Annotated in this window: 13 protein-coding genes; 2 read left to right on the top strand and 11 right to left on the bottom strand. The window is 36.9% G+C overall.

The features are described from left to right. Window positions 1-33: 33 nt before the first annotated feature. The 5 genes from JNUCC76_RS04285 to JNUCC76_RS04265 all read right to left on the bottom strand — a co-directional run bounded on the left by JNUCC76_RS04285 (window position 34) and on the right by JNUCC76_RS04265 (window position 8,454). Window positions 34-2,286, bottom strand: coding sequence for an excinuclease ABC subunit UvrA (locus JNUCC76_RS04285; protein WP_454156097.1), 2,253 nt, complete (start codon window positions 2,284-2,286; stop codon window positions 34-36). Between the two features lie 125 nt (window positions 2,287-2,411). Then, window positions 2,412-3,929, bottom strand: coding sequence for a UDP-glucose--hexose-1-phosphate uridylyltransferase (gene galT / locus JNUCC76_RS04280; RefSeq protein ID WP_454156095.1), 1,518 nt, complete (start codon window positions 3,927-3,929; stop codon window positions 2,412-2,414). 2 nt (window positions 3,930-3,931) lie between these two features. Then, complete coding sequence (locus tag JNUCC76_RS04275) at window positions 3,932-5,116, bottom strand: galactokinase (RefSeq protein ID WP_454156093.1); 1,185 nt, start codon at window positions 5,114-5,116, stop codon at window positions 3,932-3,934. Between the two features lie 30 nt (window positions 5,117-5,146). Further along, complete coding sequence (locus JNUCC76_RS04270; protein ID WP_454156091.1) at window positions 5,147-7,369, bottom strand: alpha-galactosidase; 2,223 nt, start codon at window positions 7,367-7,369, stop codon at window positions 5,147-5,149. A 77-nt stretch (window positions 7,370-7,446) separates the two neighbouring features. Further along, window positions 7,447-8,454 (bottom strand): LacI family DNA-binding transcriptional regulator, encoded by a 1,008-nt coding sequence (locus JNUCC76_RS04265; protein ID WP_454156090.1) that lies wholly within the window; start codon window positions 8,452-8,454, stop codon window positions 7,447-7,449. Between the two features lie 170 nt (window positions 8,455-8,624). Here JNUCC76_RS04265 and JNUCC76_RS04260 point away from each other — a divergent pair, with 170 nt between their 5' ends. Both JNUCC76_RS04260 and JNUCC76_RS04255 read left to right on the top strand, forming a co-directional pair. Continuing rightward, window positions 8,625-10,547 carry a glycoside-pentoside-hexuronide (GPH):cation symporter gene (locus JNUCC76_RS04260; RefSeq protein WP_454156088.1) on the top strand — a complete coding sequence of 641 codons (1,923 nt, stop codon included), beginning with the start codon at window positions 8,625-8,627 and terminating at the stop codon, window positions 10,545-10,547. Between the two features lie 131 nt (window positions 10,548-10,678). Beyond that, the gene (locus tag JNUCC76_RS04255; RefSeq protein WP_454156086.1) at window positions 10,679-11,200 is read left to right on the top strand and encodes a 2'-5' RNA ligase family protein; all 522 of its coding nucleotides are present in this window, start codon (window positions 10,679-10,681) and stop codon (window positions 11,198-11,200) included. A 25-nt stretch (window positions 11,201-11,225) separates the two neighbouring features. Here the strand turns inward: JNUCC76_RS04255 and JNUCC76_RS04250 are convergent, their stop codons facing one another. The 6 genes from JNUCC76_RS04250 to JNUCC76_RS04225 form a co-directional block, all read right to left on the bottom strand. Beyond that, window positions 11,226-12,101, bottom strand: coding sequence for a CPBP family intramembrane glutamic endopeptidase (locus JNUCC76_RS04250; RefSeq protein WP_454156085.1), 876 nt, complete (start codon window positions 12,099-12,101; stop codon window positions 11,226-11,228). A 114-nt stretch (window positions 12,102-12,215) separates the two neighbouring features. Further along, a complete protein-coding gene (locus JNUCC76_RS04245; RefSeq protein ID WP_454156083.1) occupies window positions 12,216-12,863 on the bottom strand; it encodes a YcjF family protein in 648 nt (215 codons plus the stop codon). 113 nt (window positions 12,864-12,976) lie between these two features. After that, the gene (locus tag JNUCC76_RS04240; protein ID WP_454156081.1) at window positions 12,977-13,519 is read right to left on the bottom strand and encodes an NADPH-dependent FMN reductase; all 543 of its coding nucleotides are present in this window, start codon (window positions 13,517-13,519) and stop codon (window positions 12,977-12,979) included. Window positions 13,520-13,659: 140 nt separating this feature from the next. After that, entirely contained in the window at window positions 13,660-15,885 is a 2,226-nt protein-coding gene (locus tag JNUCC76_RS04235) for a beta-glucosidase (protein WP_454156079.1), read from the bottom strand. Between the two features lie 179 nt (window positions 15,886-16,064). After that, entirely contained in the window at window positions 16,065-17,084 is a 1,020-nt protein-coding gene (locus tag JNUCC76_RS04230) for a polysaccharide pyruvyl transferase family protein (RefSeq protein WP_454156077.1), read from the bottom strand. A 22-nt stretch (window positions 17,085-17,106) separates the two neighbouring features. Next, complete coding sequence (locus tag JNUCC76_RS04225; protein WP_454156075.1) at window positions 17,107-18,477, bottom strand: sugar porter family MFS transporter; 1,371 nt, start codon at window positions 18,475-18,477, stop codon at window positions 17,107-17,109. Window positions 18,478-18,497: the final 20 nt, after the last annotated feature.

Genomic DNA, 18,497 nt, shown 5'->3' with positions numbered 1-18,497 from the left:
TCATATTTTTCTGCTTTTTATATGCATCTCTGTTTATAAATATGGTTTTGTAATTGCATCATTTGATTTTTTTAAATCATCGATTGTGCCGGAGAAAACAACTTTACCGCCCATCTTCCCGCCTTCGGGTCCCATCTCAATCAACCAATCAGCCTGTCGAATGACTTTCAAACTGTGTTCAATAATGACAATCGTATTTCCTCTAGCAACAAGCTTATCGAAAAGCTCGAGCAAATGGTCAATATCTCTTAGATGTAACCCATTCGTTGGTTCATCAATAACATAAACACTACTCTTCTTTTGTAAGTAGCTCGATAACTTAATCCGTTGCAACTCTCCGCCTGACAATGTGCTCAAAGATTGGTTTAATTTTAAATAACCAAGACCCACATCACAGATTGCCTGCAAACCAGTAGCTATTCGTGCAATACCACTAAAAAAGTCAACGGCTTGGCTCACTGTCATAGACAATATGTCAACAATTGTCTTATTCTTATAGTCATATTGCAATGCTTTCTGATTGTAGCGTTGTCCGTGACACAATTCACACTCAGAAACGACATCGTCCATAAAGTACATATCATTAACGATAACGCCTTTCCCCTTGCAGCGCGGACAAGCGCCCTTTGAATTGTAACTAAATAACGATGGACTAACTGAGTTTGCTTTGGCAAATAGTTTCCTAATATCATCAAAAATATCTAAGTAAGTCAGTGGTGTTGACCTAAGACTAATACCAATGTTCTTTTGCGAAATATTGATAACATCAATTCCTTTTTGAATCAATTCTGACGCTACTATTTGTGCTAGAGACGATTTACCCGATCCCGCCACACCACATAAAACAGTCAAAGCATTGAGTGGCATTTTTAGAGAAACATTTTGTACTGTGTTTAAATTTTTATCTTTAACAGAAAGCCATTTTTTGAAGTTTTTGATAGTATGATTATCCAATTTATCATTTTGACGCAGAGCAATACTGGTAATCGTATCACTTTTAAAAAACTCATCGTATGTTCCCGAAAATTGAATACTGCCACCATTAACTCCAGGACCCGGACCAACATCAATAATATAGTCGGCTCGTTGAATTAACAATGGATTATGTTCCACCAAAATAATCGTATTCCCTTGATTCTTTAAGACGTTCAAACATTTATAGAGTCGTTCAATATCTTTTGGATGTAGGCCTGAGCTAGGTTCATCTAGGACATACATCACATCATTTAACGAGCTTGCGATGTGCCTAGCAATTCTGATTCTTTGCGCTTCGCCACCCGATAGCGTATCTGTACTTCTTGCTAAATTAAGATAACCTAAACCAATCGTAATTAAAGCATCTAGGCGTTTATCAATCTGTGTTTTAACATCCTGAACCAGTGGATTTTTTATTTTTTGAATAAATAATTGTAATTCGTCCAACGACATTGCAACTAAGTCACGAATATTATGTCCATCAATTTTGCAACTCAGCGCCTTCGCATTCAATCTGGAACCCTGACAAGTTGGACAAATACCAGTGGATACAAACTTTTCAAGTTGCTTTCTATGCCTTTTCCCCTCATCAGTATTAATAATACTTCGCTTAATTCTCGGTAACAAACCCTCATATAAGGCAGTTTTTGGCCATTTTTCAGGAGGAGAAGCTAGTTTTTGCTGCGGTGCGTACAACAATAAATCTAGTTCTTCTTTAGAATAATCCTTTATTTTTTTATTCAAATCAAATAAGCCGCTATAGGCATAACGTTTCCAACGCCAAGCACCATTTCCAAAAGTTGGAAAATCAATTGGATTTTCATTAAGTGATTGATTAAAATCAACAAGATATGTCAAATTAATTTTCTTAGTAAAACCTAAGCCATCACAAACTTCACATTTTCCTTGGGGATGATTGAAAGAAAAGGCATCTGAATAACCAACAAAAGGTTGGCCTATTCGAGAAAATAGCAAACGTAAGAATGTATATACTTCAGTATACGTTCCTACTGTCGACCTAACGTTACCCGACATTTTTCGTTGTTCAATTGGTATTGCTATTGGCAAATTAGTAATGTTATCTACAGCAGGCCTACCATATTTTGGTAAAATGTGTTGCACATAACTCGAGAAAGTATCATTTAATTCACGTCTTGACTGCGCAACCAAAGTGTCAAAAACTAAGGTTGACTTCCCAGAACCAGATACACCTGTAAAAACTGTTAACTGATGTTTTGGAATACTGACTGAAATATTTTTTAAATTATTTTGATGAGCATTTTCGATGCCAATCCATTCATTGTTACCCACGCTATCCCCCTTTGTCGATTATCTTTAGTGTACAATTCATTGCAATGTTATCATTTTTTTATATGATAATCAAAGTCAGATTACATTGCGGATAAAATAAAAAATACAAGTAATAACTTGTATTTTTATTCATGTTTCCAATTAGTGGTCAATTGTTCAATAAATTTTTTCAAACCAGCTTGGCCTGCTTCAGAATTTTTGAAAACGCCAGCATCTTCAAGAACTCTTTTAAAAATTTGACCAACACTTTGCTCCACCACTTCCGTTACATTATCAGCATTAACAGTTTCTTCATGTTTTAATTTATCGGCCCATATCTTATATTTTGAAGCCACAGAGTCCGTATTTCCCAGAAGATATGCTTCGACTTCTGCAAGTTCTTTTTTTAAACGCGGTGGCAAAATAGCCAAACCCATCACTTCTATTAGTCCAATGTTTTCTTTTTTTATATGTTGTACATCTGGGTGAGGATGAAAAATACCATCTGGAAACTCAGACGACGTATTATTGTCTCGTAACACAAGGTCTACTTCATATTTGTTGTTGCGGAATCGGACGATTGGAGTAACCGTATGATGTCTTTCACCCGTTTGACTATGAGATTGAATAAACAAATTTGGATCGTCATAATTTCCCCAGGTTTTCATTACTTTACCAGCCGCTACGAGTAACTTGTCAGTGTCTGAATCAATTAAACGGATTGCGGTCATTGGCCAGTTTAATACCCCCGCTTCTGACAGATTCACATCTGAAATCTGAAAACTTTCCTTCAATGTTGCTTTTGCCATTGGTAAGTCATAGCGTCCTGCTTGAAAATGATCGTGGGACAATATCGAACCACCCACAATTGGCAAATCTGCATTAGATCCAATAAAGTAATCTGGAAATTTAGTAACAAATTCTAACAGTCTAGCTAAGTTTTCCTGATCAACGTGCATTGGTCGAATATTTTCTGATAGCACAATTGCATGTTCATTAAAATAGGCATACGGTGAATATTGAAAATACCAAGTTTCATTACCTAAAGCTATTGGAATGACACGATGATTCGACCGAGCAGCATAATCCAAACGACCCCAGTAGCCTTCATTCTCTTTTGCTAACTGAGAGGCAGGATATTGTTCCTGTTGTTGTGTTTGATTTTTCAGTGCTGCTGCAATTGCCTTCGGATCTTTTTCAGGCTTCGAGAGATTAATTGTAATTTGTAATTGACCATACTCGGTGTCAACTGGGTAAGATAAATTTTGACTAATTTCCCGCGTCTTGATATAGTTACTTCTTTTCGATAAATCAAAGAAATAGTCAGTAGCCTCGCGTGGAGCGTGCTCGTAATGTTGCCAAAAAATTTGTCGAACTTGTGAAGGACGAGGCACAAAATAATCCATTAGTTGTGCCCCTAGTATATCAGCATTTATTTTTCTATTTTGTAATGTGCCGTTATCTGCAGCAATTGCTACCAACTTATCTAATAGTGTTAACGTAGATAACCTCGAAACATCTTGATCATTTGCTACATGCTCATAATTTGATTCACCAATCATGCCTAATATTTGGTTTCCCAAGTAGATTGCATCTTCATTTGTGTAATCTGATTGTTTGATAACACGCTGAGTAAATTCCGTAATTAAATTGTTTTCTAACATTATTATTCACCTACTTTGCCGACCCAGTGTGCCCCGTCACCAACATTTGCTACATAAAATGAGGGATCGTAACCAACAACAGATTCATATTTAGCCCCAACAGCTGTTTTCAACTCATCAACACTATCTTGATGTACTAGTGCGATTGCACAACCACCAAATCCTGCACCAGTCATCCTTGCACCGAGCACACCATCAACTGTTTGCGCTGTTTCAACAAGCGTATCAAGTTCTATTCCAGTTACCGCGTAATCATCCTTTAAAGACTGGTGCGATTCATTCATCAACTTACCAAAACTAGCCAAATCATTTGATTTTAATGCCTCGACAGCAATTTTAGTTCGTTCGTTTTCATAGACAGCATGGCGAGCACGTTTTACAAGTATGTTGCTTTCTAATTTATCAGCATATTTATTAAAAGTTTTAGCGTCTAGTTCACCCAGATATTGGATAGGTGTATATTTTTGCAGTTGATAGACTGCTTCTTGGGTTTCACGAACACGCTCATTGTATTTTGAGTCAGCTAACTCTCTTCGTTTATTCGTATTCATAATGACAACAACATAATCACCCAAATAGATTGGTACCATTTCGTAAATCATCGTATTCGTGTCTAAATAGATAGCTTGGTCTGCTTCACCAAATCCAATAGCAAATTGATCCATTATTCCAGTATTAACACCAACAAAATCGTTTTCAGCACGTTGTCCACTGGCCACCAATTGTAATCTCGGAATTTTTAAATCATATAGTTTTTGCGCCACTACGCCAATTAAGAGTTCTAAAGACGATGAGGATGACAAACCTGAGCCGTTTGGTATGTTACCATTGATAACTAATTCAAATCCATACTCAAAACGATTACCATATCCTCTTAAAGCTTGCAATACGCCTTTAACAAAATTTCCCCAAGATGCTCTGGGTAACTTTTTTTCGTCATTAACGTCAAAACTAATCATCCCCTCATCCGGGAAATTGGTCGAATAGAGTTTTACCAAACTATCCGCTCTTTGAGATGCTACGCCATATGTTCCTAATGTAATTGAGGCTGGAAACACGTGACCACCATTATAATCAGTATGCTCACCGATTAAGTTAATTCGGCCTGGTGAGAAAAACTTGTCAGTTGGCTCATGATGAAATCGGTCCTTAAAAACATGAATTAATTCTTCATACGTTTCAGTCATTTTCATTTTTCCTTTCACAATGACTTTCACTTACTCAGCTTGCCATTTGAAATAACGCACCGCAGAGGTAAAATCAGCTTGCTTAATTGGCGTATTATATAGACCAATTGACATGAGTTCATCTCCAGAATAACGTTCATTTGTTCTTTGATCAACATAGATTCCATCAGATTTCAGGTGACTCATTTTAGTTACACTGAAAACTGGCTGCGCAGTTGACAGAACACGGTAATTAAATAACAATGCTTCTGTCTTATCTTCACTGACAAATTCCCAAGCTGTTTCATTATTTTTAAAAGGATTTTTAATACGATAGAAATTACCATACTGGATTAACGAGCGATGCTGTTTATAAAATGTCACTTGATTTTTGATTTCTGATTTTTCTTCTAATGACAATTTAGCTAGGTTTAATTCATATCCAAAGACACCTGCAGTAGCAACATCCCCACGCATAGCCAGACTCGTTTGACGCCCAGTTTGATGATTAGGTGATGCTGAAACGTGAGCAGTCATACTGGAAACTGGGTAACTTAATGTTGTCCCATATTGAATTTTCAAGCGCTCAACAGGGTCTGTATTGTCGGATGTCCACGATTGTGGAAAGAAATATAACATGCCAGCATCAAATCGTCCGCCACCGCCTGAACATCCTTCAAACAAAATATCGGGATAACGTTTAGTCAAACGATCCGCCAAATCATAGACACCTAACATATAACGATGTCCTACTTCTCCTTGACGTTCTGGTGACAACGCTGCAGAATATACTTCTGTCAAATGACGGTTCATGTCCCACTTAATGTAATCAATCTTAACATTATCCAAGATATTTACTACTTGTCGGAAAATATTATCCACTACCTCAGGTCTTGAAAAATCAAGCACATATTGATCACGACTAGGGGTCAAATCACGGTTAGGCATACCGAGAATATAATCGGGATGTTGCCGATAAAGATCAGAATTTTTGGAAATCATTTCTGGTTCAAACCACAATCCAAATTTCATACCTTTTTCGTGTACTTTATCTGATAAGCCAACTAAACCACCGCCACTCTGTAATTTAGTAGCGTACTCAAACCAGTCACCCAAAGAACTATCGTCATCATCACGCTTTCCAAACCAACCATCGTCTAAGACAAACATTTCAATGCCTAATGGGGAGGCTTCGTCTAATATCTCTTGAATTTTTTCTGCATTAAAATCAAAATAGGTTGCTTCCCAATTATTAATAACAATCGGTCTCTCTGCATATTGATATTTTCCACGGGCTACACGTTCTCGTAGCAAGTGATGATAAGCTTGTGACATACCATTTAAGCCTTCATCAGAATAAACCAACAACGCTTCAGGCGTCTGAAAATCATCAGCAGCATTTAACTGCCAATCAAATCCATCTTCGTTAATGCCAGATAAAACACGTGTCTGTTCCACATAGTCTCTTTCGACAGTGAATTGATGATTTCCCGAATAAACCAGTTGGATACCAACAGCTTCACCCTCATTTTCGGTTGTGTTTGGTGTTACTAGTGCTACAAATGGATTCATGTGGTGCGAGCTCGTTCCTCGATGACTAGAAAATTCGGTCACCCCTTGGCGCACAGTTTGCCGCTCCATTTGACGTTCGCGCACGTGTGCACCGGGTAACGAGATAATTTCTAAATCACTTACTGGTAAATCTAATTGCAGTGATGCAATTTTCTCAACATTAATACTTTGTTGAGAGAGATTCGTTATTTTAGTTGATCTTGCAACTACTGGCCGGTCACTATAAATTGTGTAATAAAGCGATAATTGGACATCTAGCGTACTATCCACAAGATAAATTATTAATGTTTTAGCTTCATCTTCAGACAACACGTAGGCCTGCGGCAAATGATCTATATGTGGCTTGCCATTTATAATTTCGAATGATTGAAAACGAAAATCAGATGCTTGTGCACCGTTGGCTCCTTTAATTTTAATCGCGGCTTGACGAAAATCTCCCGTATTATAACCACCGTATTCTTGTAATAATGTGTCTTTCGAATAACTACGATCTGTTTGATGTGGATCTCCAGATAGGTTTGGTGAGAATCCCCTATCTAGACGTGGATAATGTCGTGAACCGTGATATTTTGTAATTTTTTTACCAAAGTAGAGATGGCTTAGCAGTCCGCCCTCTTCAATTTGTATCAGGTAAGATATTTGTCGATTCGAAAGATGAAAAACATTTTGCTTGTCATCAAAAGAAATGTTTGCATTAGCCATAATCTTCCTCCGTGAAGTCTTTTACTAAATTACAAACACAGTTTACCACTAGTTTACTAAAATGTAAACGGTTACTTTTACTTTTTAAAAGTTTCTCGATATTTCAAATTTCCCGGTATTGTAGCCCAAACTGTCCAATCACGTGCATCGTTTGCAAGTTCGTAGGCTTGTTCTAAAGCCGTCTTCCCTAGTGCCGCAGGATTTAAATCTACCGTCGTTAGTGACGGAACCAAGTAAGAGGATAATTCAACATTATCAAAGCTCACCACATCAATATCAATTCCCGGCTCTAGATTCTCGGATTTCAATGCATTAATGGCACCAATTGCAATCGGATCTGAAGCAACTAAAAATGCGTCTATATTGTGTTCTTCTCTTAATAACGATATAGCCCCTTGCATGCCTGTTTCAGCATGCCATGGTCCTGTATAAAAATGGGGACTCATTTGATGTTCTTCAGCCCAATTACGATAGATTTTGCTACGCACATCTTCGACAGCAAGTGTTGAGGAGCCATCTAATTCTAGCAGATCGTTGACGCCACCAATAAATCCAATATGCCGTCGTCCAGCTTGATAAAACTCATTCAATATCCGTGTTGTCATCATCTTCAGTTCGGGATTGACAGAGTCAATGGTTTCATAATGCGTTTTAGCATCAACCAACACAATTCGCTCATTAATTTTCTGTAATTGGTTCACGGCTTTTTGAGTCATATCACCCAAAATAATAATGGCATCGTAAGTTACGAAATCCGCGATATTGATACCCTGATTGATTCGAACAACTTCATCAACAATAATGTTTTGATCCTGGGCATTCTGTTCAATACTCAGATATATTTGTCGCCAGTAAGCGTCACTGGCTTCTCGGATTTCAGAAAAAACCGTCAATACCGCAATATGAATTATTTTTTTGGAAATACTTTTTTTATGTTTTTTTGTGTAATTCAACTTTTGCGCGGTATCAATAATCTTTCTACGAGTTTCATCAGAAACTGACAAAGTCAGATCATTATTCAAAACTCGAGAAACGGTACTTGATGACACATCCGTTTCCAACGCGATCTGCTTAATTGTTACCATATTTTCTTCCTCAATTTATGCAAGTTCATTTGTTTCGTTTATACTCCTTATCATTTTACATCAAAATATAAAAAATAACTATTTACTAAATATTTACTAAAAAGTATTGATTTTTTAAATGAAAGCGCTTACTATTGAGGTGTTAGCTACTACAAAAGGAGATTACAATTATGAAGTCTAACCAACAGTCAATGTCCTCACGCATTTCATACGCTTTTGGTGCATTTGGTAATGATATGTTTTTTGCGACATTATCAACGTATTTCATTATGTTTGTTACCACACATTTATTCAACAGTGGTAATGCTGCGCAAAATGACAAAATGATTAGTTCAATTACACTAATTATCTTTTTGTTACGTTTTGTTGAATTGGCAATTGATCCATTTATTGGTAATGCAATTGACAATACTAGCACCCGATGGGGTAAATTTAAACCTTGGGTGGTTGTTGGTGGGACGGTTGGGTCAGTTGCTTTGATCATTCTTTTCACAAATATGGGCGGTCTAAATAAATCAAACCCACTTCTTTATTTGATTATCTTTGGCGTAATCTATATTATTATGGACATTTTCTATTCATTTAAAGATATTGGATTCTGGTCAATGATACCGGCATTAACTTTTGACTCACGTGAGCGTGAAAAAACCGCAACTTTTGCCCGTATTGGTTCTACTATCGGTGGAAACTTAGTCGGCGTTGTTGTTATGCCTATTGTTTTGTTTTTTTCTTTGAATCAAAATGATGGTACTGGTGACACTCGTGGTTGGTTCTGGTTTGCTGTTATTATTGCGGTAATCGCATGGCTAAGTGCGGTCGCTGTCGGTGTTGGTACTAAAGAAGTTGATTCCGACCTACGTAAGAACAAAGAAAAAACAACGTTCAAAAATGTTATCCACATACTAACACATAATGACCAGCTCATGTGGATTGCCCTATCTTATGGATTTTACACTACCGGCGTCACTCTTGTTAATTCGCTGGAATTATATTATTTCACTTTTATTTTAGGAAACTCATCTGCTTTCTCAATTTTCGCCTCACTAAACATTGTGACTGGCTTACTATCTGTTTCACTATTTCCAAAATTAGCTGATAAACTTAATCGACGTAATTTATTTTTCTGGTGTATCTTAACCATGATTATCGGGTTATTTCTGTTTATTTTTGCAGGACAATCACTCACAATGGTTCTAATCGCTGCCGAATTATTTGCCATTCCACAACCACTTGTGTTCTTAGTAGTTCTCATGACAATCTCTGATTCTGTGGAGTACGGTCAACTGAAGCTCGGTCATCGTGATGAATCATTAACGTTGTCGGTTCGTCCACTATTAGATAAATTAGCTGGCGCTATTTCAAACGGTGTCGTCGGATTAACTGCCGTAGTCGCAGGAATGACAACTGGTGCCACAGCTTCTTCAGTAACGGGGTCTGGACAATCTATTTTCAAAATCATTATGTTTGGTTTGCCAATTGTTATTATTTTAGTCGGCACCTACGTATTTTATCGCAAAGTAACACTTACTGAGCGCAAGCACGCTGAAATTGTTGACCAACTTGAAAAAACATGGGGAAAGAAATTTGTTGACACAACAACAACTACAACCACTCCCGAATTAAAAGCTGGTGAGTACACATACAATGCACCTATTGCCGGTGAATTAATCGATCTATCATCTGTTAATGACCATGCATTTGCTTCAGGCTCTTTAGGTCAAGGATTTGGAATTCGCCCGAACGATGGTCGAGTTTATGCGCCATTTGATGCAACCGTTCGCGTTGCCTTCTCAACAAAACATGCCATTGGTCTGGTTTCAGACACTGGTCTAGTCACATTAATTCATATTGGTATTGGTACTGTTGCTATGCAAGGGACAGGATTTGTCACTTACTTCGAGCGCGGCCAGCACGTTAAGAAAGGTGATCTACTCATTGAATTCTGGGACAAGTCAATAAAGGATGCTGGCTTTGATGACACCGTTATTGTGACAATAACTAATTCTAATGTCCTTTCTGAATTCAACATTGTAAAGCCTATTGGTAGTAAAGTTGATAAACATGATATCGTTTTGACTTTAATCAATAAATAAGTAAGTTTTAACATACAAAAAGTTATCAATATATAATATATTGATAACTTTTTGTTTCTTATGAAGACTGTGTACATTAAAATTTGATATACTACAAACACAAGTCAAATCTATTTAAAGAGGCCAGGTTTATGTTACGTTCTATTTTAATATTTCCTAAACTTTCAGAAGTAACAACAATTCAAAATATCAGGAGCGAACTTGATCCCTTATATCCACATATTCGTCCACACATCACTCTTGTGTTCCCATTTGAAAGTGAGGATACAGACGAAGCTATTATCCAAAATATTCAAACGATTTTAAAACCATTCTCGGCTTTCAACGTGACTTTTGAAAATTTTTCGTCTGATGAAAAAAATTATCTTTGGCTACCTGTTAACGAGGGGTGTTCATTCATTCAAAAAATGCATGATGTTTTATATCAATCCTCTTTGTTCTCACCCTTTTTACGCCCTGAGTTTCCATATACGCCCCATATCACAGTGGGACAGATACATAATCAGCAAACAATGTTATCAACCTTAAAAGTGCTAAACTCAAAACACCTGCAACTCCATGCTGAAATCGACACCGTTTCAATCGAACATATCCTAGATAATGACGATTCAGACGAATTCTTTCAAACTCCCCTATCTAGACTAAAAGAATAATCAATCATCAGAGCAAAATAAAAAATTATTTAGTAGATTCGCAAATGATTTTTGAGTTATTCTTGTTTAATTTAATCCAAACTGCGGTTACACCAAATAACACAACATGTAACGTTAGGCTCATTGCACTGCCTTCGATGCCAAAACGCCCACCATTTAACCATTCATAAGCTTGTGTTGGAATTGATTTGAAAATTAACACACCACCGTTGGTACCAGAAACTGCAACACCAAGAATCGGTCCTTGAAAAAAGTTCCACGCACCATGAAAGGCGCCCACCGTCCACAAATCGTTGGTTTCAATTCGAATCATAGCCATGATAGCACCAAACAAAAATAGCTCTAAGAAAGCTACTCTGGTTATTCCTGGATTTGCCAAATGTAGCGCAGCGAAAAAAATCGAACTTATTATAATAGCTGAAACATAGCTTAAATGTTGACTCAATTTACCTAACAAATATCCTCTAACTAGTATTTCTTCACCCATCCCTTGAATACAAAAACCTAAAAGAAAGAGAACAAGCCACAGTACATTGCGCATATGCCAAATGTTAACGACTTGAAATCCTCCAAAGGCGACTGCTATTATCCAAGTTAGCAGAAAGAATATTGCCCCAGCAGCGTACCCTATCAAATATTTGTTGGCCTTTTTATCTTTAGCAAAGGGCATCACAATTCTAAGATCATTTTTTCGACCTTTATACTGGAACATCAAGAAGATTGGTAAAGTAATTTGACAAATCAACATGAAAACCGTAGCTCCCTGACTATTTTCAAGCCACTCCTCAGGTAAACCGCTACGCTCAGCATATATTCCGCTAAACAATCCGCCGATATCCAATACAAAACTGAGTAAAAATGCATATACCAAATACTTTAAAACTATTTTTAATTTCCCCATGTTCAATGTTTCCCCCTAGCAATTAATACATAATCAAAATAGTTTATAATGTTTCTTAATTAATGTCAAATAATTATAAAAAAAGCATATCCACATGAGATATGCTTTTTAAAATTATTTTTTCGCTTTTCTAAGTGCTTTAAAGAGAATTTCAAACTGTCCTCGAAATGACATGGCTTTTTCAAATATATCTTCACCATCATTTAACATTTTCACCGTCACCCATCCCAAAGCCTCAGTGATTGAAACAGCAACGGAAGCATTGATTACAGCACCAGATACAGTTCCCACAGCTGGTATAAATTTAATAATATTCCCAACTGCGCTACGACCAAGACCTACAACTACCAGTTCCTTAGATAAACTTTTACCTAACCCTTCTGACCATGACTGGCCAAACAATTTATGCAATCGCGACATCATAGTCAATTGAATTGGTACTAGTAAAAACGCATCTGAGAAAGGAATTGGCGAGCAGCCCACAATTGCGGCACTCAATGATGCAGCATGAATAATCCGATGACATTTCTGAGCTGTTTGTTGATCAACTCCCGTTAAAAAAGTATCAAAAACTTGATCCAAATTCGATTGACTTTTAAATAATATCTTGTCCGCCTTGGATTTCGATTTTTCATATGAGTTCTGTATAATCTTTGCAGTTTTGTCAGGAAATCGTTGCAATAATTCAGAAAAAAAAGAATTGAATTCTTTGTCTTCTGAGACTGAGTCATCGTTTCTTTTTTCAAATTGGTTTTTGTCCATACTATTTAACATTCCTTTACCTTTATTATACCCTCATTTTAATTTTAATCGCATATAAAGGCACATAAAAAACCTGACTTATTTCTAAAGCCAGGTTTTATATATATTTATAATTAAAACTTTTGTGCGAATGTAACAAATTGCTTTGCTGCATTTGCAAGAAAATTTTGCGTATCTGTGTTAGTAATATGACCATTTTCATCGGCTAAGTTTTGAACATTGCCAATATACAGTTCTGGTTGTTGCAGAGTTGGCATATCCAAGAATACCAAAGATTGACGTAGCACGTGATGAGCCAATACACCAGAAATACCAGAAATTGATTGTGAAGCGACTAGCGCTGGTTTGCCAGCCCATGCGTTTTCCCCCCAAGGTCGAGAAGCAACATCTAAGGCATTTTTCAAAGCTGCTGAAATGCTTCGGTTATGCTCAGGTGTGACAAAGATAAATGCATCTTGCTCAGCAACTGCCGCGCGGAACGTTGTATATTCTTCAGGCGAATCAGCATCAAAATCTTGATTGTAAAGTGGTAAGTTACTGATATTCAAGTAATTTACCTCAGCATCTTCAGGCAGACCAGCTACAAGTGCGTCAGCTACTCCCTTTGAAAATGAGTTTTCACGAATCGAACCAACAACAACACCATATTTTGTCATTTATGTGACCTTCTTTCTAATTACTAAAAGTAAGTATACAATGAAATTAAATAGTTTGCAAGCATCTATTTATATCTCTTTGTACACTAACCAAGCTATCTTTGAGTAAATATTTTCAACGAAATTTACAAACGAGTGGGTCAATTATTTGCTAGTTCAATAAACTTGTTCACTTGATCCACATTTGCTCCAATCATAATAATTGCCCGCAGTGGCAAGTTTTCCATTAGCTCTCGATTACTATCAGATGAACTAATACTCTCAATCGCTGTTTGTAAACCAGACGCCACGAGTGATTCATGTAAACCATCTCGGTTAATAATTTCGCTGATATAGGTGTCTCCGCTGATTGGACTATTATTTTTGGTGCCCATTTCTAAGGAAACAATTTTTTCTAATCTAATATCGCGCGAAGAACTACCTATTTTTAGATTATAGTCACCTTGATCAACTTGCCAAATACTTTTTTTCACGTTATACCAAGCAAAACTTCTTCGATCTAAGAAAAATTCGACAGTTTTACTTTCTCCTGGATTGAGACCAACTTTAACAAATGCTTTTAATTCTTGACTAGGTTTCTCAACACGGCTTTCTAGATTTTGAACATAGATTTGAGCTGCTTCTTTGCCATATATTGAGCCCACATTGGTTATTTTGATTTTACCTGTGACATGCTTTTTCGTATTAGCTACTATTTCCAAATCTTCATACTCAAAATCTGTATAACTTAATCCATGTCCAAATGGAAATGCAACTTCTTTCTGCTTTAAATCATAATGCCGATAACCAACAAATATTCCTTCATGGTAATTTTCTTCATCTACACTAGCATTGAACGTTCCGTATGCCGGTGTGTCTTCAATTTTTTCAGGGAAAGTTTCTGCTAATTTACCTGAAGGATTTGTTTGACCAGTCAAAATATTCCATGTCGCCTCACCGACGGCTTCGCCGGCTAAATAAGTTTCTACAATTGCTTTTACTTTACTTCTCCAAGGTGTTGCAACCGCTGATCCATTTTGAAGAACAACAATTACATTAGGATTAATTGCTGATAGCTTTTGAATCAAATTGACTTGATTTTCCGGTAAGTCAATTGTTTTTTTGTCAAATCCTTCTGACTCATCTTGTTCTGGAACCCCAGCAAAGAAAATGATTTTGTCACTCGACTCAGTAATAGATTCTGCTTGCTGTTCTAAATCTAAATTACCTTTTTCTTCAGATAAGCTATACCCTGCAGTATAAGTAACATTGTAATCACTGTTGCTTGCAACCTCATGTGGTGTAACAACTTTGTACGCATTTACATGTGAACTACCGCCACCTTGATATCTTGGATTCTGAGCTAGTTCACCAATTAATGCAATTTTTTCAGTTTGTTTAATCGGTAAAACATCGTCATCATTTTTTAGTAAAACAATACTATCCTCTGCTGCTTTTCGAGCAAACTCATGTTGATTATTCTTATCATAATCCGTACCATCATCTTCGTTAACACGGAACTTTTCAACCAACGCCAGTACGCGTAATACCGAAATATCTAATTTTGATTCTTCTAACTGACCATTTTGGACAGCAGATACAATTTTATCAATCGAATATGCACCATTTCCAGGCATCTCTAAATCTAAACCTGCTTTTAGCGAAGCAATATTATCGGCCACTGCTCCCCAATCTGACATAACGACGCCAGTATATCCCCATTCATTACGCAGTATTTCGGTTAACAAACGGTAATTTTGAGAATTAAGCACGCCATTAATCGCGTTGTAAGAGCACATTAACGTTGCTGGATGTGCCTCTTTGACAATTTTTTCAAAAGCCATCAAGTATATCTCACGTAAAGCACGTTCATCAACATTCGAGGACGAGGTAAAACGTTGATCTTCTCGGTTGTTGGCTGCAAAGTGCTTGACACTCACACCAACGCCTTGCGATTGCACACCCTTCACATAAGCGCTTCCTAATTCTCCAGTAAGATATGGATCTTCGGAAAAGTATTCAAAATTTCTTCCTGCCAATGGCGAGCGTTTAATATTAATACCTGGCCCCAATAAAACTGACACATTTTCAGCTCTAGAGGCTGTACCAAGATTTTGACCTAATTCATAAAGCATGCCAACATTAAATGAACTAGCCATCAACGCCGAACTTGGAAAAGCAATGGCCTCCACACTTTGATTCAAGCCTAGTGCATCTGCACTACTTGCTTGTTTTCGCAATCCAGAAGGACCATCTGTTACCATGATTTTTGGTATGTCATTATCATGGTTTTCCGCGGTAAACCAGAAATCTTTTCCTGTTACTAATTCAGCTTTTTCACGAACGGTTAGTCCTTGTATAAAGGATAAATCAAATTTTGTGCTCATTCTTCCAACTCCTTGTTTTTGTTTTCAATACAATAATTTATTCTATTTAAGAATAAAAATTACATTTATAGCAGAATTATACCACTTTTTGGTAACGCTTACATTAGAACGTTTCATCATTCTTACTTATCTAACTGCAAAAAAACCTAGAACAAAAAAGTACTAGGTTCTTAGAAATCTTATTTAGATATATTTTCTTCTATAATATCATGAAGCTGCTGGAAGTCTTTTTTTACATTATAATCATGACGTTCCTGCTTCATCAATTGTTTTAAACCACTTTCAATTCGATCGATATCGGTCTCATCTGTGTAATCAATCCAATTCACATGCTCTAGCCAATCAAAGTAAGCGTGTTTGCCCTTTCCATAGCTATTTCCAAAAAGCAAACAAGGTGTCCCAGTTAAAACAGAAAAAACCATTGCATGCCAACGATCGGTAATGATGATTTCCTGATGTGAAAATAACTCAAGCTGTTGCTCAAACAAGGTGTCACGTGTGACCGGCGTAATCTCTTTTGGTTCATCTAGCACTGTATCAACACGTTTCACTGGTCTGTCATTACCGAGTATTTCTTTTATTTTATCAATAGTGGTTTGCTTGACAACCTTCTCTGAATCATGACGTAGAACAAACAGAGCGCCGTTACGTTCAAATTTCCAGTCTACCGAATTCATGTATAATACCATGTCCGGCGTGAAAATAACTTTGTTGTCAAAAATCGTGAGCATACGATGAAAGCTTTGTGCGTCGCGAGCTACAAGAACAAGATTTGGATTCTTGCCATAGGCTTCCTGACTTTTTTTCTTTTGAATTTCACCGTCCTCATTATCTTCAAAATGAATTGATTGCGGAAATGAGATTGTAAGATTGTCTACAAATGTCGAAAAGACTTTACGCCTTGCCTCTTCGTGATTATGATACAAATTACCCATATTGCCACCGCCAGTAAAAGCAATAATATCATCGGCACGGAGATGTTCCAGTACTACTGGAATAGCTTCATCATCATCTTCTTCAATAATTTCGATATATTGATAAGTAGGAAATTCATTTTCAATATATTTTCTTTCAGCTAATGATACTGCCTGATCGCCCATATTTGTATAACTCGGCACACCAAACATATAAAATTTTGGGCGATCATTTTGTGGGATTTCATGAACGACTTCCGTCGTATCAATGTAAAAATTAGCCATTAATTACACTCCTTTTTGGAGGCTATGATAAACTAGCTGTATCATAGGCCTTTGACATTTTTTTACTATTGACAAACAGACTTGCTAACACAATACTTAATCCATTTGACATGGCAAAAACGAAAAATACCAATGCTGTTCCAAGAATAGCAACTAACTGCGGATAGATCAAACTAATGACAAAGTTGGTTATCCAAGTTGTTGCTGTGGCCACGGACATAAATTGCGCCTTAACCTTTCCAGGAAACATTTCGGCTAACAAAAGCCATGTAACAGGACTTACAATACCTTGATGATTAGCCAAAAACAACGTTAAACTGATAAGCACCAAAGCATTAGTTACTCCTTGAGAAAAAACATTAGATTTCATAATAGTTCCAAGTAGCGCCATAAAAACAACGTTACCAATTAAACCAATAATCAACATGCGATGATGATTGGCATGTTCTATCATTCGAGTACCAAATATACTAGCAATAACAGAAACGACACCAATTAACACATTGGCATACAAGGAACCACTTTCGCCCATACCAACTTTTTCAAGTAAAATCGTACCGTAATACATCACGGTGTTTACACCTGATATTTGCTGGATCAAAGCAATCACAATTCCTGTCACTAACAAATAAATCAACTTCTTGTTTTTTAATGCTGTTGACCAATTAAATTCGTCGTTCTGCTCACTAGATTGCTCACTCTGAGATTTGATAAACTGGTTGGTATTTTCAAATCCCAATCGACGAAATATCTTTCGAGCTCGGTTAAAGCGATGCTTTAAGAGTAACCATTGCGGACTACCACTGATACGAAAAGAGTTTACCCAGAGAATAATTGATGGGATCGCACCAGAAATCACCATAACACGCCAAATTGGACCCCAATGGCCCCAGATGTTACCTAGTATTGCGTTTACAATGAAAGCACATAACTGACCAAGTACAATAAAAATAGCGTTTTTATTGACATTAGCACTTCTTAAATTTTCTGGTGAAATTTCTGCTAAGTACATTGGTGACAAACTTGATGCAGCACCAACTGCTAAACCTAATACAAATCTAAAAAATGACATAAGCCAAAAGTTCATGGCAACAGCGCAAAACAATGTAGCTATTGTAAATACGATTGCAATGATTCGTAGTGTTTTACGGCGACCAATTTTATCAGCAACTCGACCACACCCTAGTGCCCCAAAACAAGCACCAATAACCAATGAACTAGACACAACGCCTTGTAAGGTCGGTGTCAAATTAAGTTGGTCCGGACGGCTCATAAATGCCAGTGCGCCGTTAATCACACCAGTATCATAGCCAAATAAAAATCCGCCTAATGATATAACGTAAACACAGTAATGCAGAAAATTCAGCTTAATTTTTTTTGATCTAGTTTTCATACTTTTCAATATTCCTTTGT

This window comes from Leuconostoc sp. JNUCC 76 (genome assembly GCF_053667755.1).
Note: the sequence above shows the minus strand (reverse complement) of the source record. Positions and strands in the feature narration are given on the sequence as shown.